Origin of the sequence: Kitasatospora sp. NPDC056184 (assembly GCF_042268405.1) — a bacterium.
Classification (GTDB): domain Bacteria; phylum Actinomycetota; class Actinomycetes; order Streptomycetales; family Streptomycetaceae; genus Kitasatospora.
Genome location: NZ_JBHJUI010000034.1, coordinates 1 through 26,171 on the forward strand (window position 1 = coordinate 1; position 26,171 = coordinate 26,171).

Annotated in this window: 20 protein-coding genes, 1 rRNA gene and 1 pseudogene; 17 read left to right on the forward strand and 5 right to left on the reverse strand. The window is 75.4% G+C overall.

From position 1 onward, the window contains the following. From rrf to ACFC0B_RS37325, 10 genes are all read left to right on the forward strand, one after another. A 5S ribosomal RNA gene (rrf, locus tag ACFC0B_RS37280) occupies window positions 1-88 on the forward strand; the annotation flags it as partial. 220 nt (window positions 89-308) lie between these two features. Continuing rightward, entirely contained in the window at window positions 309-1,721 is a 1,413-nt protein-coding gene (locus tag ACFC0B_RS37285) for a sensor histidine kinase (protein WP_376096734.1), read from the forward strand. Beyond that, a complete protein-coding gene (locus ACFC0B_RS37290; protein ID WP_376096737.1) occupies window positions 1,673-2,338 on the forward strand; it encodes a LuxR C-terminal-related transcriptional regulator in 666 nt (221 codons plus the stop codon). Before ACFC0B_RS37285 ends, ACFC0B_RS37290 begins: the two co-directional genes overlap by 49 nt. A gap of 180 nt (window positions 2,339-2,518) precedes the next feature. Continuing rightward, window positions 2,519-4,111 carry a DUF2637 domain-containing protein gene (locus ACFC0B_RS37295; RefSeq protein WP_376096740.1) on the forward strand — a complete coding sequence of 531 codons (1,593 nt, stop codon included), beginning with the start codon at window positions 2,519-2,521 and terminating at the stop codon, window positions 4,109-4,111. A gap of 115 nt (window positions 4,112-4,226) precedes the next feature. Continuing rightward, window positions 4,227-5,549, forward strand: a complete 1,323-nt coding sequence (locus ACFC0B_RS37300) for a DUF6986 family protein (protein ID WP_376096743.1) — start codon at window positions 4,227-4,229, stop codon at window positions 5,547-5,549. Between the two features lie 87 nt (window positions 5,550-5,636). Continuing rightward, the gene (locus tag ACFC0B_RS37305) at window positions 5,637-6,293 is read left to right on the forward strand and encodes a YigZ family protein (RefSeq protein ID WP_376096746.1); all 657 of its coding nucleotides are present in this window, start codon (window positions 5,637-5,639) and stop codon (window positions 6,291-6,293) included. A gap of 160 nt (window positions 6,294-6,453) precedes the next feature. Next, window positions 6,454-6,768 carry a cupin domain-containing protein gene (locus ACFC0B_RS37310; protein ID WP_376096748.1) on the forward strand — a complete coding sequence of 105 codons (315 nt, stop codon included), beginning with the start codon at window positions 6,454-6,456 and terminating at the stop codon, window positions 6,766-6,768. A 219-nt stretch (window positions 6,769-6,987) separates the two neighbouring features. Further along, window positions 6,988-8,751 carry a hypothetical protein gene (locus tag ACFC0B_RS37315; protein WP_376096751.1) on the forward strand — a complete coding sequence of 588 codons (1,764 nt, stop codon included), beginning with the start codon at window positions 6,988-6,990 and terminating at the stop codon, window positions 8,749-8,751. 125 nt (window positions 8,752-8,876) lie between these two features. Then, the gene (locus ACFC0B_RS37320; RefSeq protein WP_376096754.1) at window positions 8,877-10,532 is read left to right on the forward strand and encodes a restriction endonuclease; all 1,656 of its coding nucleotides are present in this window, start codon (window positions 8,877-8,879) and stop codon (window positions 10,530-10,532) included. Between the two features lie 258 nt (window positions 10,533-10,790). Beyond that, a complete protein-coding gene (locus ACFC0B_RS37325; protein WP_376096881.1) occupies window positions 10,791-11,549 on the forward strand; it encodes a ZIP family metal transporter in 759 nt (252 codons plus the stop codon). 65 nt (window positions 11,550-11,614) lie between these two features. On the opposite strand, the gene ACFC0B_RS37330 is transcribed toward ACFC0B_RS37325, so the two are convergent. After that, a complete protein-coding gene (locus tag ACFC0B_RS37330) occupies window positions 11,615-12,520 on the reverse strand; it encodes a LysR family transcriptional regulator (protein WP_376096757.1) in 906 nt (301 codons plus the stop codon). A 121-nt stretch (window positions 12,521-12,641) separates the two neighbouring features. Between ACFC0B_RS37330 and ACFC0B_RS37335 the strand changes: the two genes are divergently transcribed. Then, the gene (locus ACFC0B_RS37335) at window positions 12,642-13,595 is read left to right on the forward strand and encodes an EamA family transporter (RefSeq protein ID WP_376096884.1); all 954 of its coding nucleotides are present in this window, start codon (window positions 12,642-12,644) and stop codon (window positions 13,593-13,595) included. A 124-nt stretch (window positions 13,596-13,719) separates the two neighbouring features. On the opposite strand, the pseudogene ACFC0B_RS37340 reads toward ACFC0B_RS37335, so the two are convergent. Beyond that, a pseudogene (locus ACFC0B_RS37340) lies at window positions 13,720-14,034 on the reverse strand (MarR family winged helix-turn-helix transcriptional regulator); the annotation flags it as partial. A 147-nt stretch (window positions 14,035-14,181) separates the two neighbouring features. On the opposite strand from ACFC0B_RS37340, the gene ACFC0B_RS37345 reads away from it, so the two are divergent. After that, window positions 14,182-14,520 (forward strand): DUF2218 domain-containing protein, encoded by a 339-nt coding sequence (locus tag ACFC0B_RS37345; protein ID WP_376096760.1) that lies wholly within the window; start codon window positions 14,182-14,184, stop codon window positions 14,518-14,520. On the opposite strand, the gene ACFC0B_RS37350 is transcribed toward ACFC0B_RS37345, so the two are convergent. Both ACFC0B_RS37350 and gabT read right to left on the reverse strand, forming a co-directional pair. Then, window positions 14,517-15,170: a phosphatase PAP2 family protein gene (locus ACFC0B_RS37350; RefSeq protein WP_376096763.1), complete on the reverse strand. Its 654-nt coding sequence runs from the start codon at window positions 15,168-15,170 to the stop codon at window positions 14,517-14,519. The genes ACFC0B_RS37345 and ACFC0B_RS37350 overlap by 4 nt on opposite strands. A 451-nt stretch (window positions 15,171-15,621) precedes the next feature. Then, entirely contained in the window at window positions 15,622-16,962 is a 1,341-nt protein-coding gene (gene gabT, locus ACFC0B_RS37355) for a 4-aminobutyrate--2-oxoglutarate transaminase (protein ID WP_376096766.1), read from the reverse strand. Window positions 16,963-17,202: 240 nt separating this feature from the next. On the opposite strand from gabT, the gene ACFC0B_RS37360 reads away from it, so the two are divergent. The 3 genes from ACFC0B_RS37360 to ACFC0B_RS37370 all read left to right on the forward strand — a co-directional run bounded on the left by ACFC0B_RS37360 (window position 17,203) and on the right by ACFC0B_RS37370 (window position 22,663). Next, window positions 17,203-19,293, forward strand: a complete 2,091-nt coding sequence (locus ACFC0B_RS37360) for an ATP-binding protein (RefSeq protein WP_376096769.1) — start codon at window positions 17,203-17,205, stop codon at window positions 19,291-19,293. A 147-nt stretch (window positions 19,294-19,440) separates the two neighbouring features. Further along, a complete protein-coding gene (locus ACFC0B_RS37365) occupies window positions 19,441-21,006 on the forward strand; it encodes a PucR family transcriptional regulator (RefSeq protein ID WP_376096772.1) in 1,566 nt (521 codons plus the stop codon). Window positions 21,007-21,220: 214 nt separating this feature from the next. Continuing rightward, a complete protein-coding gene (locus ACFC0B_RS37370) occupies window positions 21,221-22,663 on the forward strand; it encodes an aldehyde dehydrogenase family protein (RefSeq protein WP_376096775.1) in 1,443 nt (480 codons plus the stop codon). 60 nt (window positions 22,664-22,723) lie between these two features. Here the strand turns inward: ACFC0B_RS37370 and ACFC0B_RS37375 are convergent, their stop codons facing one another. Further along, window positions 22,724-23,389 (reverse strand): NAD(P)H-binding protein, encoded by a 666-nt coding sequence (locus tag ACFC0B_RS37375; RefSeq protein WP_376096778.1) that lies wholly within the window; start codon window positions 23,387-23,389, stop codon window positions 22,724-22,726. A gap of 89 nt (window positions 23,390-23,478) precedes the next feature. Between ACFC0B_RS37375 and dxr the strand changes: the two genes are divergently transcribed. Then, complete coding sequence (gene dxr, locus ACFC0B_RS37380; protein WP_376096781.1) at window positions 23,479-24,708, forward strand: 1-deoxy-D-xylulose-5-phosphate reductoisomerase; 1,230 nt, start codon at window positions 23,479-23,481, stop codon at window positions 24,706-24,708. 79 nt (window positions 24,709-24,787) lie between these two features. Continuing rightward, entirely contained in the window at window positions 24,788-26,092 is a 1,305-nt protein-coding gene (locus tag ACFC0B_RS37385; RefSeq protein ID WP_376096784.1) for an RIP metalloprotease, read from the forward strand. The last annotated feature ends 79 nt before the right edge of the window (window positions 26,093-26,171 follow it).

A 26,171-nucleotide genomic window follows, 5' to 3' on the forward strand; every position in this document is an offset into this window, starting at 1 on the left:
CGGTTACATTCCGAACCCGGAAGCTAAGCCTCACAGCGCCGATGGTACTGCAGGGGGGACCCTGTGGGAGAGTAGGACGCCGCCGAACAATCATTCTGAAAAGCCCCTGCCGGGGATACCGGCGGGGGCTTTTCGCATTTCTGCGTCCCCGGAGGGAGCGCGCCAGGGCCGGGGTGGACCTAGCACCACCCCGAAGTCGGGTGGGACGGCCAGTGCACCCGCCCGGGTGCGCGGGGAGACTTGGCCAGGACGATCGGAGCCGGCCTGCGGCATCGGCATCATCAGCGGGATCAGCAACAGGAGTGCTCGTGGCGACAGAGAGTCGGATCAGCGGGGGCGGCGCCGTGCGCGTCCGGACCGAGGCGGCGCTCGCGGCGGGCGGCCTCGGGCTGGCCCGGTTGTCGCTGCTGGTGCTGGGCGTGGTCCCGACCGTGGCGGTGCCGGCCTTCGGCACGGTCTTCGCGGGCGCCACGGCCGCCTGGATGTTCGACGCCTACTACCCGGCGGGGTTGTTCGCGCTGGTCGCCGCCGTGGCAGCGGCCCTGACACTGGCCGGGCTGTTCGTGCGCCCGGGCGCGCGCCGGACGCGGGCGCAGCTGGGCAACTGGTACGGGCTCCGGCTGCCGGTCTCGTACAGTCCGCGGCCGGCGCTGGAGGCGGACGCCCGCGGTCACTGGTGGACGGGTTACTCGTACCACCGCTCCCACAACGTGGCCCGGCTGGCACAGCTGCTGCACTGGTCGCTGCGGGACCGGGCGACCCGCTCCGAGATCCTCTGGCTGGTGGTCAGCCCGCCGCTGGTGGTCGCGCTCGGCGCGCCGGTGGCGGGGCTGCTGGCGGGCGGGGTGGCGTACCTGGTGATGGGGGTGCGCGGCTACGAGTCGTACGGCCCGACCTCCACGGGCGCCGCCACGATGCTGTTCTCCGCCCTGCTGGGGATCGGGCTGATCGTGCTCGGCCTGCTGCTGGCGCCGTACGCGGTGCGGCTGTACGCGGAGGTGGCGCGGCGGGTGCTGGACCAGGACGGCCGGGCCACGCACGCCCAGCTGACCCGGCGGGTGGCGGAGCTGACGGAGACCCGCGCCGACGCGGTCGGCAGCCAGGCGGCGGAGCTGCGGCGGATCGAGCGGGACCTGCACGACGGTGCGCAGGCGCGGCTGGTCGCGATCGGGATGACGCTGGGCACGATCGAGCACCTGATGGAGACCGATCCGGCGGCGGCGCGCGAACTGCTCTCCGAGGCCCGGCAGTCGTCCGCGCGGGCGCTCCAGGAACTGCGCGACCTGGTCCGCGGCATCCACCCGCCGGTGCTGGCCGAGCGCGGGCTGGGCGACGCGGTGCGGGCGCTGGCGCTGGACTGCGCGCTGCCGACCGAGGTGTGCGTGAGCCTGCCCGACCGGCCGCCGGCGCCGGTGGAGGCCACGGCCTACTTCAGCATCTGCGAGCTGCTGGCGAACGCGGCCAAGCACTCGGGCGCCGAGCAGGTCTGGGTGGACATCCTCTACCGGGCCGGTCGGCTGCGGGTCACGGTGACGGACGACGGGGTCGGCGTGGCGGACCCCACCCGGGGGACCGGGCTGCGCGGGATCGAACGGCGATTGGGTACCTTCGACGGTGTCCTCGCCATCGACAGCACGTCGGGCGGTCCGACCACCATCACCTTGGAGCTGCCGTGCGAGTTGTCCTCGCAGAGGACCTCTACCTCCTTCGAGAAGGTCTGATCCGGCTGCTGGAGGCGCACGGCTTCACGATCGCCGCCGCCGTCGAGACCGGACCGGAGCTGTTGGACGCGCTGCTGACACACCGCCCGGACGTCGCGGTGGTCGACGTCCGGCTGCCGCCGACGCTCACCGACGAGGGCCTGCAGGCGGCGCTCAAGGCGCGGCGGGAGATCCCCGGGCTGCCGGTGCTGGTGCTGTCGCAGCACGTGCAGCAGCTCTACGCACGGGAGTTGCTGGCCGACGGTACGGGCGGGATCGGCTACCTGCTGAAGGACCGGGTCTTCGCCGCCGACCAGTTCATCGACGCGGTCCACCGGGTGGCGGCCGGCGGGACGGCGATGGATCCGGACGTCATCGCCAAGCTGATGCAGACCACCTCCCGCCGTCCGGGCCCGCTGCAGCGGCTGTCGCCCCGGGAGCGGGAGGTGCTGGAGCTGATGGCGGAGGGCTGCTCGAACTCGGCGATCGCCGCCCGGCTGACGGTGAGCGACGGCGCGGTCGCCAAGCACATCGCCAACATCTTCACCAAGCTCGAGCTGGCTCCCGCGGAGGACGCGAACCGCCGGGTGATGGCCGTGCTCGCGTACCTGAACGGTACGGCGGGGCGGGCGGCCTGACCGGGCGCCCGTTCGCGGGGCTGTGACGGTCCGGGCTGCGAGAACGCTGAGACAGGTGTACGAGTAAACTCCGGTGGGCCGAGCCCGGAGGTGCCTCAGCCGTCCGGCGCCCCGACACGCGGGAACCGGCAGCCGTGGCAGCGTACGGCCGCAGCCGACATCCAGGGGTTGATAGACGTTATGGCACGCCCATCGCTCACCAAGGCCCATCGGGGCCTGCTCGGCATGGTTGCCGCCGGGGCCTGTGTCATCTCGGGTATCGGCTTCGCCGGCTCGTACAACGCGGTCAAGGAGCTGGCCGAGGAGAAGGGCTTCGGTGCCTTCTCCTACGCCTTCCCGATCGGTGTGGACGCCGGCATCGTGGTGCTGCTCGCGCTGGACCTGGTGCTGACCTGGCTGCGCATACCGTTCCCGCTGCTGCGTCAGACGGCCTGGCTGCTGACCGTGGCGACGATCGCCTTCAACGCGGCGGCCTCCTGGGGCGACCCGCTGGGGATGGGCATGCACGCGGTCATCCCGCTGCTGTTCGTCGTGGTGGTCGAGGCCTCGCGGCACGCGGTGGGCCGGATCGCCGCGATCACGGCGGACCGGCACATGGAGTCGGTCCGGCTGATGCGCTGGGTGCTCTCCCCGGTGCCGACCTTCCGGCTCTGGCGCCGGATGAAGCTCTGGGAGCTGCGCTCGTACGACGAGGTCGTGCGGCTGGAGCAGAACCGGCTGGTCTACCGGGCGCAGCTGCGGTTCCGGTACGGGCGGGGGTGGCGCCGTTCGGCGCCGATCCAGGCGCTGCTGCCGCTCAAGCTGGCCAAGTACGGGGTCCCGCTGGACCCGGCGCTGTTCGACCGGATGGACGAGGAGTCCGAGGCGGCGCGCGAGGCGAAGGCGGCCCGGGAGGCCGAGGCCGCGGCCCGCGCGGAGGCGCTGGCCGCCCAGGAGGCCCGGGCCCTGGCGGAGAGCCGTGCGGCGGCCGCCCTCGTACCGGCGGGGCAGGTGACGCAGGCCGGGGACGCTGGGAGCGCGGGACCGGCCGAGGGGCCGGAGCCTCCGCAGGGCGGTGCCCAGGCACCGGCTCCGGTCGGCCCGCAGCCCCAGCAGCCGCAGGTCCAGGCCGAGCCGGCGCCCGCGCAGGTGCTCGCCAAGCTGGCCGCCGTGCGGCTGCGGGACGCGCAGGAGCCGGCGGGCGAGGAGCCGCAGGCACCGCCGCAGCCGGAGGAGGAGCTGAACGTGTGGACCGAGCGGGCCGTGCGGACCACCGGTCACCCGAGCGACGGGACGCCGGGAGGCCGGGTGCCCGGCCAGGTCTCGCCGTGGTTCAAGGCGCCGCGCCCGACCGAGCCCGGGGAGCAGCCGGACGGCCCGCCGCAGCAGACCGCGGCCGACCACGGTGCTGGCGCCGAGCCCTACGCCGAGTACGCGGACGAGCCGGGCTTCCCGGCGGAGTCCGGGTTCGCGGAGCCCGGGTTCGCGGAGTCGGAGTACGTCGAGGCCGAGCTCGCGCGGGAGGTGCCGGAGGCCGGGGAGCGCCCGCAGCGTCCGTCCGGCCCCGCGCCGCGTCCGGGCTCGTACCGGCTGGACCCGGAGGAGGTGTTCGAGGCGCTGGTGAGCTACATCGAGACCTTCGAGCACGAGCCGGACCCGCAGCGGCTGGCCGCCTGGCTGACCCAGAAGTACGGGGTGACCGGCAGCCGTTCCGACGGGTCGGTCCACCCGAAGGACATCGAGGCGCTCCTGCCTGAGCTGCGCGGCCGCTACGCCGCCTCCGGGCGGGACTGACGCCGCCCGCACGCCGTTGACGCCCGGTCGCGGCCCGTCTACCTTCGCATCAACAAGCTGTTGAAGCGCTGGCCGGACGCGGGCCGCGCGCGCATGCCTGCGTGAGGAGCGACGGATGTCGCAGGTCGGGACGGGCAGGACCGGATCGACGGGCGGAGCGGGGTTCTCCGCCAGCGCCCGGGCCGCCGTGGACGCGTTGCTGGCGCCCGTCGACGCCGACCTGGCCCGCCGCTACCCGGGCGATCCGGGCGGCCGCCAGCCGGTCCACACCGTCTACGTGCCGGCCGGTGCTTTCGCCGCCGACACCGTCCGGACCTGGGGCCGGCAGGCCCTGGAGGCCCTCGACACCCACGCCGGGACCCCGGCCGAGCTGGCCCGCGCGCTCGGCGTGCCGGACGACGCGCTGCTCGCCGAGGTGCACCGCCGGGTGCGGGCCAAGCTGGAGCGCGAGCCGGTCGAGGACCTGCGGATCGACTTCGAGGACGGCTACGGACCGCGGCCCGACGGCGAGGAGGACGCGGCCGCCGTCCGGGCCGCCGAACTGGTCGCCGCCTCGGTCGCCGACGGCAGCGCCCCGCCGTACGTCGGCATCCGGGCCAAGTGCCTGGAGGCGGCCGTCCGGGACCGGGGCATCCGCACCCTGGAACTCTTCCTCACCACCCTGCTGGCCCGCGGCGGACTGCCCGACGGACTGGTGCTCACCCTGCCCAAGGTGACCTACGCCGCGCAGGTCACCGCACTGGTCCGGCTGCTGGAGGACTTCGAGCGCGGCGCCGGGCTGCCGGCCGGACGGCTCGGCTTCGAGATCCAGATCGAGACCACCCAGGCGGTCCTGGGCCCCGACGGGCGGGCCACCGTCGCCCGGATGATCGAGGCGGCCGAGGGGCGGGCCACCGGCCTGCACTACGGCACCTTCGACTACAGCGCCGCCTGCGGGGTGGCCCCGGCGCACCAGAGCACGGACCACCCGGTCGCCGACCACGCCAAGGCGGTGATGCAGGTGGCCGCCGCCGGGACCGGGGTCCGGCTCTCCGACGGCTCCACCAACGTGGTCCCGGCCGGGACCACCGCCCAGGTGCACGCCGCCTGGAAGCTCCACCACGACCTGGTCCGCCGCTCGCTCGCCCGTGCCTACCACCAGGGCTGGGACCTGCACCCGGCGCACCTGCCGACCCGGTACGCCGCCGTCTACTCCTTCTACCGGGAGGGCCTCGCCCCCGCCGCCGCGCGGCTCGCGGCGTACCTGGGCGAGGCGGGCGGGGACGTCATGGACGAGCCGGCGACCGCCCGGGCGCTCAGCGGGTACCTGCTGCGCGGGCTGGACTGCGGGGCGCTCGACCCGGCCGAGGTCGGCGGGGCGACCGGCCTGGACCGCGCCCGGCTGGAGGCCCTCGCGGGCCGACGCCGGGGAACCGGCCGGATGCCGGCCGGGGGTTAGGCTGGCGGAGCGGTCCCCGGGTGAGCTGTCGCCCGGCGCGGGCCGCGCCGTCCGCCCCACGTCGCCGTCCGGGAGAATCGCCGCGCCATGTCCGCCACACCGGAGCCGACCCCCAGGCCGTACCTGACCATCCGGGGCGCGGGTACGCACGAGCTGGAGATCAAGAAGTCCCGGTTCCTCTGCCACCTCGCCCGGGTCGCCGACGAGGAGGAGGCCCAGGCGTTCATCGCGGGCATCCGCAAGCGGTACTGGGACGCCCGGCACAACTGCACCGCCTTCGTGGTCGGCGACGAGCAGCGCCGCGAGCGCTCCAGCGACGACGGCGAGCCGGGCGGGACGGCGGGCGTGCCGATGCTGGAGGTGCTGCGCCGGCGCGGCGTCACCGACACGGTGGCGGTGGTGACCCGGTACTTCGGCGGGATCAAGCTCGGCGCGGGCGGCCTGGTGCGGGCGTACGGGAGCGCGGTGTCGGAGGCGCTGGACGAGGTCGGGCTGCTGGAGCGGCGGCCGGTCGCGCTGCTCGCGGTGACGGCGGACCACACCCGGGCCGGGCGGGTGGAGAACGACCTGCGGGCGGCCGGGTTCACCGTGAGCGACCTGGCGTACGAGGCGGCCGGGGTGCGGATCGAGGTCGGGGTGCCGGAGCCGGAGGTCGCGGCCTTCCACACCTGGCTGGCCGAGGCGACCGGCGGGACGGCGGTCGCGGTGGCGGCGGGTCGCACCTACGTCGAGGTCCCGGTCTGAGCGGGCGCCGCCCTGCCCGGCGGGTGGGGGCGGCCGGACGGCCGCGCCGGTTCCGGACAGCTTTTCGGCCGGTTTCCGGCCGCCCGGTTTCGAGGCCGCGACGCGCTGCCTAGCCTGGTCGGATTCCGCCGATCAGGCCAGCCAGGGAGCCGACACCGCGATGCCCGTCGTCCGGACCATCACCCTGGGACCGGGGGACAGCACCGGCTGGCACTACCACCCGGGCCGGGTCGACGTCGTGGTGCTCGCCGGCACGCTCACCCGGACCCTGCACGACGGCCGGGTGGAGGTCAGCCGGGCCGGTGACTGCCTGGTGGAGCACTCCGGGTCGGCGCACATCCACGTCGGCCACAACCACGGGAGCGTCCCGGTGGTCCTGGTCGCCCGTTACGAGGCCCCGGCGGGCCGCCCGCTGGCGGTGTCCGTGCCGGTCCCCGGGTGGAGCCGCAGCGGCGCCGGGCACCGCGCCGACTGACCCGGCCGCGGACGCGGCCGGTGGTCCGGCCGGCCGAGCAGATCCTCGTCGTCCGCGACGGACGGCTTGAGCAGATTCACCCGAATGTAGTGACGTGGCCCGGAGTTGGAACTTCCGCTCCGGGCCATGGCGTTTCCTGGGCACAGGTCCGGCGAACCGGACCAATGACCCATCGATGGAGGACACGGGACCCCACCACCGAACCCCGGAGGTATGTGCATGACCGCGGAACGCTCCTCGTCGTCGCTGCCCGCCCAGGCCGGTCCCTCCGGCCCCGGAGGCCCCACGACGCCCTACCGGATGACCGTCACCACCGCCCTCCCGCACGCCGACGCCCTCGCCCTGGCCGACCAGTGCCTCGCCACCTGGCTGAAACAGGAATGGCACGAGGAGCCCCCACCCCCCGAACCCGCCGCCGCCCCCGGCGCGGACGCGCCCCTCGCCGAACGGTTCCGGCTCGGCGAGCGCGTCCTGCTGGACCGTGACGGCGGACCGCTCGACGGCCCGCCGCCCGGCGGCCGCTACGACCGCCGCCGGGTGCGCACCCCCGCGCCGCACGGCGCCGACCGGCTCACCCTGACCGTGGCGACCGGGCCGACCGGGCCGACCTGGCTCCGGTTGGAGGCCACGACCCAACCCGCCGGCAGCGGTGTGCGCACGCCCGGACGGGTACCGGTGCCCGAGGTGGCCCGCGCCCTGCTGCCGCTCCTGGACGCCTCCGACGGACCGGCCGCGGTGCCGGCCGCACCCCGGGTGCTCACCGCCTCCGGGGTCGACCGGCTGGTCGACGAACTCTGCGACCCCGACCGCCGGATGCCCACCGTGGTGGCCAGCGTCCCGGCCGGCCTCGGCACCGGACAGTGGCTCGCGGACGTCGTCGGCCCGCTCTGCGACCAGCTGCCCGGACTGGCCGGCCTGTACGTCCTCGACCCGGACGCCAGGACCAGGTTCAACGTCGCACTCGAGTACCACGCCGTCTACGGCGGCGCGGTGCGCACCTATCTGCCCGAGGTCGACCCGGCCTCGCGCCGGGACGGCCGCCGCCACCCGGTGCTGGCGCGGAGCCGGATCGAGGAGGACCCGCGGCGCGCGGCCGCCCTGCTGTCCCGCGAGCCGCGCCGACTCGCCGCCGAACGACCGCTGCCGCCGGTGCTGGCGGGCGTCCCGGCCCTGCGGGTGCCCCGCTCCGCCCCCGCCGCGCCCCCGGACCCCGCGTGGGCCGCCCCGGTGCCCGCCCACGGGCGGGAGGAACGGGAGCGGGCCGCGCACCCGGGACGGCACGAGGGCCGCCGGGAACACCACCGCGAGCGGCCGAAGTCCAAGGCCCTGCCGACCGGAGCGGCCACCGGCCGGGCCACCGGTCCCGGCCAGGCGCGGGTGTCGGTCGGCCGGCTCTGCGCCGCGCCGGGCGGCGCGGGCACCGCCACCGCGCCGATCGCGCCCGCCCGCAGGACCGGGCGCCGGCGCGCCGGACCGCCCGGCGGCCGCGGCGGCGTCCCGCTCACCTTCACCGAGCTGATGGCCCGGCTCGGCGAGTTCCCGCTGCTCACCTTCACCGGCGACCAGAAGGCCGCGCTCGCCCTCGACGAGCTGCGCTGTGCCGGCGGCGGCTGGGCCCGGCTCACCTGGGACGGCCTCACCGCGCTCCAGGAGTACGCCGAGGCCGCCGTGCGCGGCCAGGCGGGCGGCGACTTCAAGCAGTGGTGCGAGCGGACCCCGGTCGGCTGCCACCGCTTCCCGCCCCGCAAGGCGGTGCGCGGCGAGTCCCGGACGGTGCACAGCCACGCCAAGTGGAAACGCGAGCGGATGCTCCCGGTGCCCGAGTGCGTGGACGCGTCCCGGCGCGCCTTCATGGGCGCCCACCTGCGGATCGGCGGCGGCCGCACCGCGCCCCGGCTGCACTACCTCGACGACTGTTCGGGCAGTGGCCGGATCTATGTCGGCTACATCGGGCTGCACCTGACCAACACCAGGACCAACTGAGAGGCTTGGCTGACCGGTGCGCCCGTTCGGTGGACAATGTCCGGAAGGGGGCGGGCCTCGGGGTGGCCGTCGGGTTGCCGACCGCCCCGGGCAGCCGCCGGACGAGCATGGGGGAACGACCACCGATGCAGTACTCAGCAGACGGCCAGTCCGACGGCACTGTCACGGCCCCCCAGCCGGGCTTCCTGGCCTCGGTCTTCCGTGACCTCGGGGTCGAACCGGAGGACGACGGCCCGTCCGGCCGTCCCTCCGGCGCCCCGCACGGCGCGCCGGACGGCCCGTCACCCGAAGGTCCGCCGGGCGCGGGCGGTGACGAGGCCGTCGCCGCCCACGCCCGCGCCGCCGCGCTCACCCACCACCGCACGGTCACCGTCCAGGCCGAGCAGGAGCGGCTGGCCGACCTGCTCCGGCGGGCCGCGCTGCCGGTCTCGGCCATGGACTTCGAGAGCCAGCTGCGCAGCTACGAGCCGCGCCCCTACCCGGCCGACGGGCCGGCCGCCACGGCGGCCGGCGCCGACCCGGAGCCGCGCTGGGAGGACTTCGCGCCCGCCGAGCCGCCCGCCGCCGAGCCCGACGAGGGCCCGGCCCGCCGACTGCTCGACTCCGGCTACCAGCGCGAACTCGCCACCGCCCGACTCGCCCACCAGCGCGCGCTGCGCGAGTGGCGGACCCGGCAGTCCGACGCCGCCGACCCGGTCGCCGACGAGTCCCGGCGCGTCCACGACCAGGCCGAACAGGCCCGGGCGCGCGCGGTGCAGGAGTACAACGAGTCCCTGGAGGAGTGCCGCCGGGCCTACCGGCAGGCCGAGCCGGCCGCCGTCGAGTCGCTGCTGGAGCGCGCCCTCGCCGCCGCCGAGACCCACACCCAGGACCTCCCGGCACCCTGCCGCGCCGTCTACCGGCCGCTGACCCGCACCGCCGTGCTCGACCTCGACCTGCCGGCCCTCGACGTGGTGCCCTCGCTGACCGGCTACCGGCTCGGCGCGGACGGCGAGATCCTCCCGGTGCCGCGCCCGCCGGCCGACCGGGCCGCCGACTACCTGCGGCTGGTCGCCCGGCTCGCCCTGCGCGCCCTGCAGGCCGCCGACGCCGTCGACACCGACGAGATCCTCGCCGGGGTCGTGCTCAACGGCTGGCTGCGCGAACCCGGCGGGGCCGAGCCGCTCTGCCTGGTGAGCGTGGACGCGGACCGCGACGCCCTGGCCCGCACCAGGCTGCTGCCGCCCGCCGACCCCGACGATGAGCCCGACGGCGAGGGCGTCTACGCGGACGCCGAGCAGGACGAGGCCCTGGTCCGGCTGCGCCAGCTGGGTGCCGCGGTCAGCCCCGACCCGTACGGCCGGGCGGGTGTCGAGCCGGCCGCGCAGGCGGCCGCCACCGTCCCGGCCGCGCCCGACCTGTCGGCGAACGAGTTCGCCCAGCTGGTGCGCGAACTGCTCACCCGGGGCGGGCTCGGCCAGTGGAGCGTGCGGCTGCGCGGCCCGGCCGGGCTGGTGGCCACCGGGGAGGGGCCGACAGGCAGCGCGCTGCCCGGCCGCTGGGTGGTCTGGGCCTCGCGGAGCGCCGGAGCGGTGGGCGAGGAGGAGATCCGCACGCTGGCGGAGGCGGTCCGCGAGGAGTCCGCCGAACGCGGCCTGCGGCTGACCACCGGCCACTTCACCGACGGGGCGCTCGACCTCACCGGCGAGGACGGGCTCCGGCACATCCACCTGGTCGACGGGGACGGCGTGCGCGAGCTGGCGCGCACCCACCTCGGCCTGCCGCTCGCCGGCGGACGCTGAGCCGTAGGCCGGGCGCCGAGCCGTCGGGCGGGCGCCGAGCCGGCCGCCGGGCGGTGGCGCCCGGCCGGATCACCCCGACGGCCCGTCCGGCGGGCGTCGGTGCGCGGGCTGCACGACGCTGGAGGGCACGGCCGTCCGGCACCGGTGGACGACGACCGGCCCGGGGACGGCGGAACACGGGGGGAGACGAGTGAGCAGACGGTCCGTCACGGGGGTGGAGCGGTGACTGCGGTGCTGGTCGCCGCGGGCGCCTTCCTGATGACGCTGATCGGCGGCTGGGTCGCGCAGCGCACCGGGGACCGCCGCCACCTGGTGCTCGGCTTCGCCGCCGGGCTGATGCTCGGGGTGGTCGCCTTCGACCTCCTCCCGGAGGCGCTGCACCAGGCCCCCGAGGAGGTCCACGGGGTGCCGCAGGCGCTGCTGATGTTCGCGGCCGGCTTCCTGGCCATCCACATCGTCGAACGGGCGGTGGCCATCCACCGCGGCCACGAGGCGGAGTACGCGGCCCACACCCACGGCCAGCGGCCCGCCCAGGGACACGCCCACGGGCACGGCCGCACCGGGTCCGGCATCAACGGCCACCAGGGCGTCGGCCTGACCGCGGCCCTCGCCCTGGTCGGCCACAGCGTCATGGACGGCTTCGCGATCGGCGCGGCCTTCCAGGCCGGGACGACGGTCGGGACGGTGGTGGCGATCGCCGTGGTCGCGCACGACTTCGCCGACGGCTTCAACACCTACACGATCACCCGGCTCTACGGGAACAACAAGCGGCGGGCGCTGACCCTGCTCGCGGCGGACGCGCTCGCCCCGGTCACCGGCGCCGCGATCACCCTGCTGTTCACCATCTCCGGGCACGTGCTCGGCCTCTACCTGGGGTTCTTCGCCGGGTTCCTGCTCTACCTGGCGACCTCCGACATCCTTCCCGAGGCGCACAGCCCGCACCCCTCGCGGACCACGCTGCTCTGCACCCTCGGCGGGGTGGGCTTCATGTGGCTGGTGATCGGCTTCGCCGGCTGACGCCGCGCCGCTCCCCCGACCGCGGCGGCCCGTCAGCCGCACCGGTCGTCGGCGGCGCCGGTCCGTCAACTGCCCAGGGCATCCCACCGGGCGCGCATCGCGGCGAGCGCCTCGGTGATCGCCGGGCGCCGTGAGGCCTGGGAGCGCCAGAGCGCGAACACCCGCCGGGCCGGCTCCGGCACCACCGGCCGGGCGACCACCCCAGGCGGTAGCGCGCCCCGGCCCAGGCGCGGCACCAGCCCGACGCCCAGCCCTGCCGCGATCAGCGCGATCTGCGTCTCGAACTCGCCGACCTGGTAGCGCACGTCCGGCTCCTCACCGGCCTCGCGCAGCGTCCGGACCAGCCAGTCGTGGCAGATGTTGCCCGGCGGCACGCTCGTCCACCGCTGCCCGCGCAGCCGCTCCTCCGGTACCGATGCCGGCCCGGCCAGCGGATGGCCGACCGGCACCAGCAGGTCCACCGGGTCCTCGCCGAGGTCCATCCGGGAGAGCCCGTCCTGGACCGGCAGCGGCACCGTCGGCCAGTCCTGCACGAGCGCCAGGTCGACCTCGCCGCGCGCCACCAGCTCGGCCGCCGGGTACGGATCGCTCTCCAGCAGCCGTACGTCCAGGTCGGGGCAGCGTTCGCGCAGCTCGGCCAGCACGCCCGGCATCAGCCCGCGCGCGCCGGTCGCGAAGGCGGCCACCAGCAGCCGTCCGACCGCCTGGCCGCGCTGCTCCTCCAGCCGCACCTCGGCCCGCTCCACCAGGCCCAGCACCGCCTGCGCGGTGGCGGCCAGTTCGCGCGCCGCGTCCGTCAGCACCACCCCGCGGCCCTGGCGCTCCAGCAGCACCGTCCTGGTCTCCCGCTCCAGCTTGGCGATCTGCTGGGAGACGGCGGACGGGGTGAAGCCGAGGGCCGCGGCCGCCCCGCCGACCGAGCCGTGCACCGCCACCGCGTGCAGCGCCCGCAGGCGCCCCAGATCCATCATGAAGCCATGCTAAAGCGTTGCCTTCAGCATTCATCGCTGGTGCTACACGGTGCCCGGCGGCCATCCTCGTGCCATGAGCGCATCCCCGCTGGCCGCCCCGGGCGGCGGCACGAACGGCGGCATGAGGCCGCGTCACATCGCCCTGGCCGTTCTGGTGGCCGCCGTCTGGGGCCTCAACTTCGTCCTCATCCACATCGGCCTGGAGAACTTCCCCCCGCTGCTCTTCTGCGCCCTGCGGTTCGCGGTGGTCGCCGTGCCGGCCGTCTTCCTCGTCGGCCCGCCGAAGGTCGCCCGGCGCTGGGTGCTCGCGGTCGGCACGGTGCTCGGGGTGGTCAAGTTCGGCCTGCTCTTCCTCGGCATGCACGCCGGGATGCCGGCCGGCCTCTCCTCCCTGGTGCTCCAGGGGCAGGCCGTCTTCACCGCGCTGTTCGCCGGCGTCCTGCTCGGCGAGCGGCCCGGCGGGCAGCGGCTCCTCGGCCTGGCCGTCGCCTTCGCCGGGATCGGCCTGAGCGCCGTCGACCGCGGGCTCGGCGGACCGTTCGGCGCCTTCGCCCTGGTCGTCCTCGCCGCGGCCGCCTGGGGCCTGTCCAACGTGCTGACCCGCAAGGCCGCCCCGCCGGACGCGCTGCGCTGGATGGTCTGGGTCAGCGCCGTGCCGCCGCTGCCGCTGCTCGGCCTCTCGCTGCTGGTCGAGGGACCGGAGGCCGACCTGCGGGCACTGCGCGGGATCGGCCTCGCCGGAGTCGGCGCGATCGGCTACGTCGGACTGGTGTCCACCCTGTTCGGCTTCGTCGCCTGGAGCTACCTGCTGCGCAGCTACGACGCCACCGCCGTCGCGCCCTACTCGCTGCTGGTGCCGGTGTTCGGGATGTCCTCGGCGTGGCTGCTGCTCGGCGAGTCGGTCGGACCGGCGGCCGCCGTCGCCGCGGTCCTGGTGGTCGCCGGGATCGGGATCACCGCGCTGCGCCCGGGGGCGCTGTCCGGCGCGGCGCGGCGGAGGGTACGGCGGTGGCCGCGTACGCGGACTCGGCGGTCCGCAGCGCTCGCAGCAGCGCCTCCTGCTCGGCGGGGCTGACCGGGCCGAAGTACTCCTGGGCGACCTCGTGCCGGACCTTGCCGATCCGCTCCACCGCCGACCGGCCGTCCGCGGTCAGCAGGATCCGCACCGCGCGGCGGTCGGCCGGGTCCGGGGCCCGCTCGACCAGACCGGCCTCCTCCAGGGCGTCGACCACCGTGGTGGCCGAGCGCGGGGCGATGTGCAGCCGGTCGGCCAGGTCGCTCAGCCGCATCGCGCGGTCGGGGAGTTCGCAGCCGGGGGCGTGCGCGAGGGCCCGCAGGGCGCGGCCCTGGCCGGGGGTGATGCCGTAGGGCTCCAGCCGCTCGCTGGTGCGGCGGCGGATCCGCTTGATCGCCCGGGTCATCGCGTCGGCCAGCTCGGCGGCGGTGTCCGGGGCGGCCGCCGGGTCCGGAACGGGGGAGGAGCTCGCCGCGTCGTCGGTCGGCGTGGTGGTCATGGGCGGCTCTCCTCGGCAGGTGTCCGACCCAGGGTATCGGCCGGTCCCGAGGCGCCCGGAAAAGTGTTGAGCAAGGCTCAGTATCTGGGTTAGCGTAGGTGGTGAGTGAGGGCACCCTAAGTTCCCTCCCCTGACCCTGGAGGGCCCGTGCCCCGCTCCGAAGCCCGCGTCGCCACCGACCGCTCCGCCCGCTACGCCAAGCAGCTCGCCGCCCACATGGGCCGCAAGATCCAGGCCGACTGGTCCGAGGAGACCGGCCGCGGCACCCTCGTCTTCGGCGCCGGCACCGCCACCCTGGAGGCCGCCCCCGACGCCCTGCTGCTCGCCGTCGAGGGCGAGCGCGACAACCTGCCCGGCCTGGAGGACGTCGTCGGCCGCCACCTGGTCCGCTTCGGCGCCCGCGACGAGCTGGTCGTCGAGTGGCACCGCGACAACGGCGAGCCCGGTCTCGTCCACCGCAACGACGAGGCCCCGGCCGAGGGTTAGTCCCCCGCCCGCGGTGGCCGGTGCCCGCCGGGGCGGGCGGTGAGCGGCCACCGGGCGAGGGCCCACAGGACCAGGCCGCCCAGGCACCAGCTGGCCACCACGTCCAGCAGCCAGTGGTAGTCGCTCCACACCAGGCCGAGCCCGACCCCCGCCACCAGCGGCGCCGTCCCGGCGGCGAGCACCCGCCGGGTCCGGGGGCCGGCCGTCCGGGCCAGCAGCAGGGCCGCCACCCCGTACCCGAGCGTGGCGGTCGCGGTGTGGCCGGACGGGTACCAGCCCCACTGGTCCGCCGCCAGCGGCAGCCCGAACGGGCCGGGCCGGGCGAACCACGCCTTCGCCGGGACGACCAGCAGCGGGATCAGCCCGGCCGTCAGCACCGCCACCGGGACCGGCAGCCACCAGCGCGCGAAGCCCGCCCGGAACTCCCGCCGGGCCGCCACCGCCCCGCCGAGGAGCAGCACCGGCACCGCCACCGAGCCCCCGCCCAGGTCGGAGAACGCCTTGCCGAGGTGGTTGAGCAGGGTGCTGTGCAGCGTGTGCCGGGTCTCCCGGACGGCGTGCCGGGCCCAGCGGTCCAGGCCCAGCAGCGGCCCGTCCACCGCGACCTGCCAGGACACCAGCAGCAGGACCACCCCGAGGACCACCGGCACCGCCGGGTGGCCGAGGACGCGAGGCAGCCGCCCCGGAGCAGGGGGGAGAGCTCCGGGGCGGCCCTGATGATCGCCGCTCCGTGCGCCCCGGGGGGTGTGGGTCGGACGGCCGGTCGATCGGCTTGCGGTGTGCGCCGCCCCGGGAGGGACGGCCTGGTTGTCCTCGCGGCCCTCGCGCGGAGCCGTCCCGGAGGACGGTGCCGCGGACGGATCCGCCCATGGCTGGGGCTCGCTGTCCATCTGTGATGACACTACGTCAAGCTCCTTGCGGGGCCGAGGAGCTTCAGCGATTCCGCACACCATCTTCACCGTCCGCGCCGGTGGCGTCACGCCGGGTTCGAACCGAACGGCCCGTGGGGACGAGGTCCCCACGGGCCGTTCGGCGCTGTCCGGACATCCCTCCGGCGGGTCTTCGGTGCGGCGCCGACCAGTGCGGCGCCGGCGGGCCGGGTCAGACGGTGGCGAACGCGCCCTCGAGGATGTCCAGGCCCTCGTTCAGCAGGTGCTCCGGCATCACCAGCGGCGGCAGGAAGCGCAGCACGTTGCCGTAGGTGCCGGCGGTCAGGACGACCAGGCCCTCGGCGTGGCAGGCCTTGGCGATGGCCGCGGTGGCCTCCGTGTTCGGCTCCTTGCCGCCCGGCTTCACCAGCTCGACGGCGATCATCGCGCCGCGGCCGCGGACCTCGCCGATGATCTCGTACTTCTCCTGCAGGGCCCGCAGGCGGCCCAGCATGATCTCGCCGATCCGCTGCGCCTTGCCGACGAGGTCCTGCTCCTTCATGGTCTCGATGGCGCCCAGCGCGGCGGCGCAGGCCACCGGGTTGCCGCCGTAGGTGCCGCCCAGGCCACCGGTCTGCGCGGCGTCCATGATCTCGGCGCGGCCGGTCAGCGCGGACAGCGGCAGGCCGCCGGCGATGCCCTTGGCGGTGGTGATCAGGTCCGGGACGATGCCCTCGTCCTCGCAGGCGAACCACTGGCCGGTGCGGCAGAAGCCGGTCTGGATCTCGTCGGCGACGAACACGATCCCGTTCGCCTTCGCGAACTCCACGATCGCCGGCAGGAAGCCCTTGGCCGGCTCGATGAAGCCGCCCTCGCCCTGGATCGGCTCGATGATGATCGCGGCGACGTTCTCGGCGCCGATCTGCTTGTTGATGGTGTCGATCGCCTGCGCGGCGGCCTCGGCGGCGCAGTTCTCCGCACCGGTCAGCCAGCGGTAGGGGTAGGCGACCGGCACCCGGTAGACCTCGGGGGCGAACGGGCCGAAGCCCTGCTTGTACGGCATGTTCTTCGCCGTCAGCGCCAGGGTGAGGTTGGTGCGGCCGTGGTAGCCGTGGTCGAACACCACGACGGCCTGGCGCTTGGTGTGGGCGCGGGCGATCTTCACCGCGTTCTCGACGGCCTCGGAGCCCGAGTTGAACAGCGCGGTGCGCTTCTCGTGGTCACCCGGGGTCAGCTCGTTCAGCTGCTCGGCCACGGCCACGTAGCCCTCGTACGGGGTCACCATGAAACAGGTGTGGGTGAAGGCGGCCAGCTGCTCGGTCGTCTTCGCCACCACGGCCTCGGCGCTGTTGCCGACGTTGGTCACGGCGATGCCGGAGCCGAAGTCGATCAGCGAGTTGCCGTCCACGTCCTCCAGCACACCGCCGTTGGCGCGGGACACGTACACCGGCAGGGTGGTGCCGACACCGGCCGCCACCGCACCCAGCTTGCGGGCGTGCAGCTCCTGCGACTTTGGACCGGGGATCGCGGTGACCAGACGGCGCTCCTGCGGGAGCGGCGTTGCGGCGCTCATGGGTTTCTCCAGACTTCTCGGCTCGGTAGTTCGCAGGCTACGGCGGCGTTCCCCGGGCAGGCATGCGCCACTCGGTAGCAGTGGGCCGTCCGACTTGTCCGGGGCGGCCAGCGCGGCCGGCGCCACGACCGGCGGGCTCCGCTCCACTACATTGAGCGCGGGCGTGTCGCCGGGGCGGCGGCATGGGTATGGGCGGCACCGACGGCGGTCGGGCCGGCGGGCGAGGGAGCGGGGCCGTACATGGGACTGGACGGGGCACGGAGCCACAGCGAGCGGACCACCGCCACCCCCCATCACCCGCCCGCCGCGATGCCGCGCCCCCGCCACCCGGCCCGCACGCCCTTCGACCTCGCCGCCTGGGTCGCCGCCCCCCGCCCGGAGGCCGCCCCGGGCGTCTTCCGGCAGGGCTACCGGCAGGTCGACCCCGACCGCGCCGAGGCCGCCAAGGTCCCGACCTGGCCCCTTCTCCTGCGCGCGGGGTTGAACGCGGTGGTGGCGTGGTTCGCCTATCTCTACGGCACCCAGCTGCTGATGTACCTGCTCGTCTGGTTCGGTCGCCAGACCGGGATCGGCCCGCTCGCCGAGCCCTCGGAAGCCGGCGCCATGTTCACACTGCTGGTCGTCAACGTTGTCGCTATCGCCGTCGTCATCAAGGTCTTCGGCAAGATGGGCCGGTGGGTGGAGGTGTGGCGGCGGTACGCGCTGCCGGTGCTGTCGCGGACGGTGACGGAGGAGGAGCCCGCGTCCGTGAAGGAGCAGGCGGAGGCAGTGCGGCAGCGGGATCCGTGGGCGGTGCTGCGGCAGGGCGGGGCGGCGGTCGCGGCCGGACGGCTGGACGGCGAGGCGGTCGGGGACGTCGACTACGTGCGGATCCAGCGGGCGTGGGAGTCGGCCCAGGCGGACCGGGCCTTCCTGCCGGCCTTCGCCGAGCAGGTGTCGCTGCGCGGCGCGGCGGCGTTCGCGCACCCGTCGGAGGCGCGTGAGCTCCCGGGGCGGGCGGAGCGGCACGACCTGCTGCTGGGCCAGGTGCGGCTCGGGACCGCGCAGGACGTGCCGAAGAACCCGCTGACCCACCGGGCGGCGGGCTTCGCGCTGGATCCGGCGGTGCTGGGCACCTCGCTGCTGGCGGTGGGCCCGGCCGGGACGGGGAAGACGGCGCGGCTGGCCCGCCCGGTGGCGGAGGCGCTGTGCCTGCAGGCGCTGGCCGGGACGGCGTGCGCGGTGGTGATCGGGTCGGCGGAGGCGGACCTGGGGCCGGACGACTGGTACGACGTGGTGATCGCCCCGGGCCATGCCGCGTCCCGCTACGGGCTGGACCTGTACGGCGCGGCGCAGGATCCGGACGAGGCGGCGGCCCGGCTGGCGGAGGCGCTGCTGCCGGACGAGCTGACGGCGCGTGCCGAGACCGCGCGGACGACGCTGCAGCAGATGGTGGGCCCGTTCCACGCCGCGTTCGGCCGCTACCCGGCGGTGCGCGAGCTGCGGGCGCTGCTCGTCGGGGAGCCGGAGGCACTGGAGTCGCTGGTGAAGGGGCTGCGGGCGGCGGGCCGGCTGGGCTCGTACGAGCGGGACCTGGAGCACCGGGAGCGCCAGCGCGGACGGGCGGACGATCCGGGGGCGCTGCTGGCCGACCGGTTGGCGCTGCTGGACCGGCCGGCCTTCGAGGGGGTGTTCGCGACCGACGGCACGGGCCTTCCGCCGTTCGCGATGCGGGTGCTGGACCACCCGCTGCGGGTGCGGGTGAAGCTGCCGGAGCGCAGTCACCCGGAGGCGGCGCGGATGCTCTCGCGGCTGCTGGTGGGCCAGTTCGTGCAGGCGGCGGGGGCCCGCGGGGACCGGTCGCTGTTCGCCGGGCTGGTGGTGGACGACGCCTCGGCGGCGCTGGACGCCGGGACCGTGCGCGGGCTGCAGCGGCTGCGCGGGGCGAACGCCGGGGTGGTGCTGCTGCTGCGGACGCTGGTCGACCTGCCGGAGGCGTTGCGGGCGCCGCTGTTCGGGGCGGTGGGCTGCCGGGCGGCGTTCCCGGGCATCGCGCCGTGGGACGGCCGGCTGTTCTCGGAGGCCTGGGGCACCCACCTGGTGCGGGAGACGGCGGTGACGCTGGCCCCGGACACCTCGGGCGGGATCGTGCGGCGGGCCGGGCGGATGGGGCGCAAGGCGCTGTCGGGGACGACCGCGCAGACGGAGTCGGTGACCACCCGGGAGGTGGAGCGGCTGCGGTGGTCCCCGTCGGACCTGGCGCACGCGCTGCCGGCCGGGCACGCGGTGCTGTCGCTGACGGCGGTGTCGGGGGAGCAGGTGCCGCCGCTGCTGGTGGACCTCCGGGACTGAGGGGCGCGGACGAAGCTCGCCTTCGAGGTGGATTCGGCAGTGCGGCTTGTCCGGGGCGTCCATAATGAGAGGTGGGACCCCCAAGGCCCCCCAGCCCTCTCTCGCCCGGCCGCAACGGCGCGGTCGGGTCGTTCCCCCGAAGGTGCCATGCCCCCCACACTTGCCTCCGTCGTCCGCAACACCTCGCTCCATCTGACGGTCCTCGCCGGTGCGGACCATTTGGAGCGGCCGGTCCGCTGGGTGCACACCAGCGAGCTGGACGACCCGACGCCGTTCCTCGAGGGTGGCGAGCTGCTGCTCACCACCGGGATCAAGCTGGGCCGTACGGCCGCCCAGCTCCAGGCGTATGTGCACCGGCTGGCCGACGCGGGGGTGGTCGGGCTCGGGCTGGGGGTGGGCCTGTCGCACACCGAGGTGCCGCAGCCGCTGGTGGACGCGGCGGCGCAGCGCGGTCTGCCGCTGCTGCGGGTGCCGGAGCCGACGCCGTTCATCGCGATCAGCAAGGTGGTGTCGGCGGCGCTGGCCGCCGAGCAGTACGAGGCGGTGACGACCAGCTTCGAGGCGCAGGAGGAGCTGACCCGGGCCGCCCTGGGCAAGGACGGCACGACGGCGGTGGTGCGGCGGCTGGCGGCCCGGCTGGGCGGCTGGGCGGCGCTGTACGACGGGTCGGGGGCGCTGTCGGTGGTGGCGCCGGACTGGGCGGCGCGCCGGGCCGGGCGGCTGGCGGCGGAGGTGGACCGGCTGCGCCGGCGCCCGGCGCCGTCGAGTGCCGCGCTGCAGGGCCGCGCGCCGGGGATAGACACGGCGGACGAGGACTACGTGGTGGTCCAGTCGCTGGGGGCGGACCGCCGGGCCCGGGGCTTCCTGGCGGTGGGCACCGAGGACCGGATCACGCCGACCGAGCGGTACGTGCTGAACGCGGCGGTGGCGCTGCTGACGCTGACCCTGGAGCGGTCGCGAGAGCTGCGGCAGGCCGAGGAGAAGATGGGCGCCGCCCTGCTGCGGATGGTGCTGGCCGGTGAGGTGGCGACCGCGCGGCAGGTGGCGGCGGGCCTGTTCGGGGGGCTGCCGGAGGGGACCGTCCGGGTGCTGGTGGCCGGGGCGGCCCAGGGCGCGGACTCCGGGGAGGCGCTGGGCGAGCTGGGTGACCGGGCCGAGCAGGCCGGGTCGCGGGTCGGCGAGAAGCTGCTGGCGGCGCGGGAGGAGGGTGCGCACGGGCCGCGGCTGATGCTGTTGGCGCTGGACAACGGCGCGGTGCACCGGGCGTGCCTGGGGGCGGTGGAGGAGCACGAGGGCCTGTCGCTCGGCGTGTCGGCGCCGGCCGCGCTGGAGGATGCCGGGACGGCGCACGCGCAGGCCGAGCGGGCGCTGGCGGTGGCGCTGCGCGGCGGCCGGCGGTCGGTGGACCACGAGGAGGTCGGCGCGGGCTCGCTGCTGCCGCTGCTCGGCGAGGACGCCGTGACGGCCTTCGCGGAGGGCCTGCTGCGGCCGCTGCGCGAGCACGACCGGACGGCGCGCGGCGATCTGGTGGCCTCGCTGCGGGCGTGGCTGTCGCGGCACGGGCAGTGGGACGCGGCGGCGGCCGACCTCGGGGTGCACCGGCACACCCTGCGGTACCGGATGCGGCGGGTGGAGGAGCTGCTGGGGCGGTCGCTGGACGACACGGACGTCCGGATGGAGCTCTGGCTGGCGCTGCGCTCCGGCGAGGAGTGAGGGAGGGCCCCTCGGAGGCCGGCCCCTCGGAGGCCGGCCCTTCGGAGGCCGGCCCCTGGGAGGCCGGCCCTTCGGAGGCTGGACGCGGTGGAGTGACCGCGGGGGCGAACGCTACTCGGTGTCCAATCCGGTCGGCGCGTCGCCCGTCCTACCCTCGGTTCTGGCTCCACGTCCGTGGGGTCGTGAGGACGACGAGGAGAGGGCCGGTACCACGGTGACCACCACGTACGATTTCTGGCTGGCCGGCCGCCGGGCGAGCGGCGACGCCGACTTCGAGGTGCACAACAGCTGGGACGGCCGCCTGGTCGGCAAGGTGAGCATCCCCACCGAGGCGCAGGTCGAGGAGGCCCTGGAGGCCGCCGTCGCCGCGCTGCCGGTGTTCGCCGCGACCCCCGCGCACGTGCGCACCGCCGCCCTGGACCACGTGGCCCGGCGGCTGACCGAGCGCACCGAGGAGATCGCCCAGCTGATCACCGCCGAGAACGGCAAGCCGATCAAGTGGGCCCGCGGTGAGGTCGGCCGCGCCGTCTCGGTGTTCCGCTGGGCGGCCGAGGAGGCCCGCCGGACCAACGGCGAGACCATGCGGCTGGACACCGACCCGGGCGGCACGGGCCGCTTCGCGGTGGTGCGGCGCTTCCCGCGCGGCGTGGTGCTGGGCATCGCCCCCTTCAACTTCCCGCTGAACCTGGTCGCCCACAAGATCGCCCCGGCGATCGCGGTCGGCGCGCCGATCATCCTCAAGCCGGCCCCGGCCACCCCGCTGTCGGCCATGGTGCTGGGCGAGATCCTGGCCGAGACCGAGCTGCCGACCGGTTCCTGGAGCGTCCTGCCGGTGCCGAACGACCGGATGCCGGCCCTGGTGCAGGACCCGCGTCTGCCGGTGATCTCCTTCACCGGTTCGGACAAGGTCGGCTACCAGATCATGGACTCGGTGCCGCGCAAGCACACCACCCTGGAGCTGGGCGGCAACGCCGCGGCCGTGGTGCTCGCCGACTGGTCCTCCGAGGCGGACCTGGACTGGGCGGCCACCCGGATCGCGATGTTCGCCAACTACCAGGGCGGCCAGTCCTGCATCTCGGTGCAGCGGGTGATCGCCGACGCGTCGGTGTACGACGCGCTGGCGGAGAAGGTCGTCGCCAAGGTGCGGGCCCAGGTCACCGGTGACCCGAACGACGACGCGACGGACGTCGGCCCGCTGGTCGACGAGAACGCCGCCAAGCGGGTCGAGTCCTGGGTGGACGACGCGGTCGCCAAGGGCGCGAAGCTGCTCACCGGCGGCACCCGCGAGGGCGCGACCTACGCCCCGACCGTGCTGGCGGAGCTGCCGGCCGACGCGATCCTCGCCACCTCCGAGGTGTTCGGCCCGGTCCTGTCGCTGCACAAGGTCGACGGCGTGGACGAGGCCTTCGCGGCCGTCAACGACTCGCTGTTCGGCCTGCAGGCTGGCGTGTTCACGCACGACCTGCAGACCGCCTTCCGCGCGCACCAGGAGCTGGAGGTCGGCGGTGTGATCATCGGCGACGCGCCGTCCTACCGGGCCGACCAGATGCCGTACGGCGGCGTCAAGGACTCCGGCGTCGGCCGCGAGGGCGTCCGGTACGCGATGGACGACTACACCGTCGAGAAGGTCCTGGTCCTCACCGGCCTGGCCCTCTGAGGGTGACCTGAGCGAGGGCCCGGCCGCACGACGCGGCCGGGCCCTCGCGCGTGCGCGGGGTCAGGCGCGGCCGCCGGCGGCCGCGATGGCCTCGGCCACGGTGGCGTCGCCGCCGACCAGTTCCAGGGTCTGCCCGGCGGTGCCGGGCTCGTGCAGCAGCGCGGCGAGCACGGCGGCGACGTCCTGGCGGTCGACGGACCCGCGCGGCACGTTCGGCGCGAGCCGGACCAGGCCGGTGCCCGGGCCGTCGGTGAGGCGGCCGGGTCGCAGCACCGTCCAGTCCAGCGAGGCGCGGGCCCGGACGGCGTCGTCGGCGGCGCCCTTGGCCCGCAGATAGGTCTCGAAGACCTCGTCGGAGGGGTAGCGGGCCCGGGCGTCGGCGCCCATCGAGGAGACGACGAGGTAGCGGCGGACGCCGGCCAGCACGGCGGCGTCGGCGAGCAGCACGGCGGCGTCCCGGTCGACGGTGAGCTTGCGGGCGGTGCCGCTGCCCGCTCCGGCGCCGGCCGCGAACACCACGGCGTCGGCGCCCTCGACCAGCCGGGCGAGTTCGGGCGGGGCGGCGGCCTCCAGGTCGAGCAGCAGCGGTTCGGCCCCGGCGGCGACGAGGTCCTCGGCCTGTTCGGGGCGGCGGATGATCCCGGCGGGGCGGTCGCCGCGGTCGGCGAGCAGCCGTTCCAGCCGCAGGGCGATCTGTCCGTGGCCCCCGGCGATGACGATGCGCATGGCTCCGACGGTAGCCCGGGAGCGGGTCCGGCGCCCCGGGAGCGGTCCCGTGGTGCCGGGCGGACGGCCGGGCAGGACACAATGGGCGCATGACTTCGCTCGCCCACCCGCAGCTGCGGTTCACCCCCGAGGTGAACAACCCCTCCGGCCCCCGGGAGCTGGTGATCCTCGGCTCCACCGGCTCGATCGGCACCCAGGCCATCGACGTGGTCCTGCGCAACCCGGACCGGTTCCGGGTGGTGGCCCTGTCGGCGGCCGGCGGCCGGGTGGAGCTGCTGGCCGAGCAGGCGCTGCGGCTGGGCGTGCACACCGTGGCGGTGGCCGATCCGGCGGCGGAGCCGGCGCTGCGCGAGGCGCTGGCCGCGAAGGCGGCGGGCCGTGCGCTGCCGGCCGTGCTGACCGGCCCGGACGCGGCGACCGAGCTGGCGGCGACGGAGTGCCACTCGGTGCTGAACGGCATCACCGGCTCGATCGGCCTGCGCCCGACGCTGGCGGCGCTGCGGGCCGGCCGGGTGCTGGTGCTGGCCAACAAGGAGTCGCTGATCGTCGGCGGTCCGCTGGTGAAGGCGGTCGCGAAGCCGGGGCAGATCGTACCGGTGGACTCCGAGCACGCCGCGCTGTTCCAGGCGCTGGCGGGCGGCACCCGGGCCGAGGTCCGCAAGCTGGTGGTGACCGCGAGCGGCGGCCCGTTCCGCAACCGCGGCCGCGCCGAGCTGGCGGGCGTCACCCCGGCGGACGCGCTGGCGCACCCGACCTGGGCGATGGGCCCGGTCGTGACGATCAACTCGGCCACCCTGGTGAACAAGGGCCTGGAGGTCATCGAGGCGCACCTGCTGTACGACGTGCCGTTCGACCGGATCGAGGTCGTGGTCCACCCGCAGTCGGTCGTCCACTCGATGGTGGAGTTCACCGACGGTTCCACCCTGGCGCAGGCGAGCCCGCCGGACATGCGGATGCCGATCGCGCTGGGCCTGGGCTGGCCGGACCGGGTGCCGGACGCGGCCCCGGCCTGCGACTGGACCAAGGCGGCGACCTGGGAGTTCTTCCCGCTGGACAACGACGCCTTCCCGGCGGTCGAGCTGGCCCGCGAGGTCGGCACGCTGGGCGGCACCGCCCCGGCGGTGTTCAACGCGGCGAACGAGGAATGTGTGGAGGCCTTCCTGAGCGGCCGCCTCGCCTTCACCGGGATCGTGGACACTGTGGCGAAGGTCGTGGCGGAGCACGGCAGCCCCGCGGCGGGAACTTCGCTGACGGTCGAAGACGTCCTGCACGCGGAGGACTGGGCGCGCGCCCGGGCCCGCGAGCTGGCCGCGGGCTGATCCGGGTCCGCCCGGGCGGACCCGCCGGACGACCGGTACGACGACAGGACGAGCGGAGCGGCATGACGGAGGAGCAGCGGTGGCAACGGTGATGACGGTGGTCGGCATCCTGGTCTTCGTACTGGGACTGCTCTTCTCGATCGCCTGGCACGAGCTCGGCCACCTCTCCACGGCCAAGCTGTTCGGCATCCGGGTGCCGCAGTACATGGTCGGCTTCGGCCCGACGATCTGGTCGCGGAAGAAGGGCGACACCGAGTACGGCCTCAAGGCCGTCCCGCTGGGCGGCTACATCCGGATGATCGGGATGTTCCCGCCCGGCACCGACGGGCGGATCACCCAGCGCTCCACCTCGCCCTGGCGCACCATGATCGAGGACGCCCGGGAGGCCTCCTACGAGGAGGTCAAGGAGGGTGACGAGCACCGGCTCTTCTACACGCGCAAGCCGTGGAAGCGCGTGATCGTCATGTTCGCCGGCCCGTTCATGAACCTGATCCTCTCCTTCGGGCTCTTCCTGACGGTGCTGATGGGCTTCGGCGTGCCGATGTCGGTGCCGACCATCGGCACCGTCTCGGAGTGCGTCGTCAAGGCCGGCCAGCCGACCGACAACTGCCCGGCGGGCGCGCCCGCCGCGCCCGCCTTCCAGGCCGGGCTGAAGCCGGGCGACAAGGTGGTCTCCTTCGACGGCGACCGGATCACCACCTACGAGCAGCTCCAGAGCGACATCCGCAAGTCGGCCGGCCGGAGGGTCGACCTGGTGGTCGAGCGCGACGGGCAGCAGCTCACCCTCACCCCGACCATCGCCGACAACGACGTGCAGAAGTACGACGCCGACGGGGTGCCGGTCAAGGGCGAGACGGTGCGGGCCGGCTTCCTCGGCTTCACCCCGACCACCGGGGTGGTCCAGCTCGGCTTCGGCCAGTCCCTCGACCGGATGTACGACATGGCGGAGAACGGCGTGAAGTCGCTCGCCGCGCTGCCCGGCAAGATCCCCGGCCTCTGGCACTCGGTGGTGGACGGCACCCCGCGCGAGGCCGACTCGCCGATCGGCATGGTCGGCGCGGCGCGGGTCAGCGGCGAGGTGTTCGCGCTGGACATCCCGGGCAGCCAGCGGATCGCCTACTTCGTCAACCTGCTCGCGGGGATCAACCTCTCGCTGTTCCTCTTCAACATGCTGCCGCTGCTGCCGCTGGACGGCGGCCACATCGCGGGCGCGGTCTGGGAGTCGGTGCGCCGCCGCTTCGCCCGGCTGTTCCGCCGGCCCGACCCCGGCCCGTTCGACGTGGCCCGGCTGATGCCGGTCGCCTACGTCGTGGCCAGTGTGTTCATCGGCTTCACGCTGCTGGTGATGGTGGCCGACCTGGTGAACCCGGTCAAGATCAGTTAGGCGGGCGGGCCGGTGGGTGCGCGGGCGCCCGTTCCCGTGCCGTACCGTTGGAGCCCGGGCGCGCGATCGTCGGCGCGTC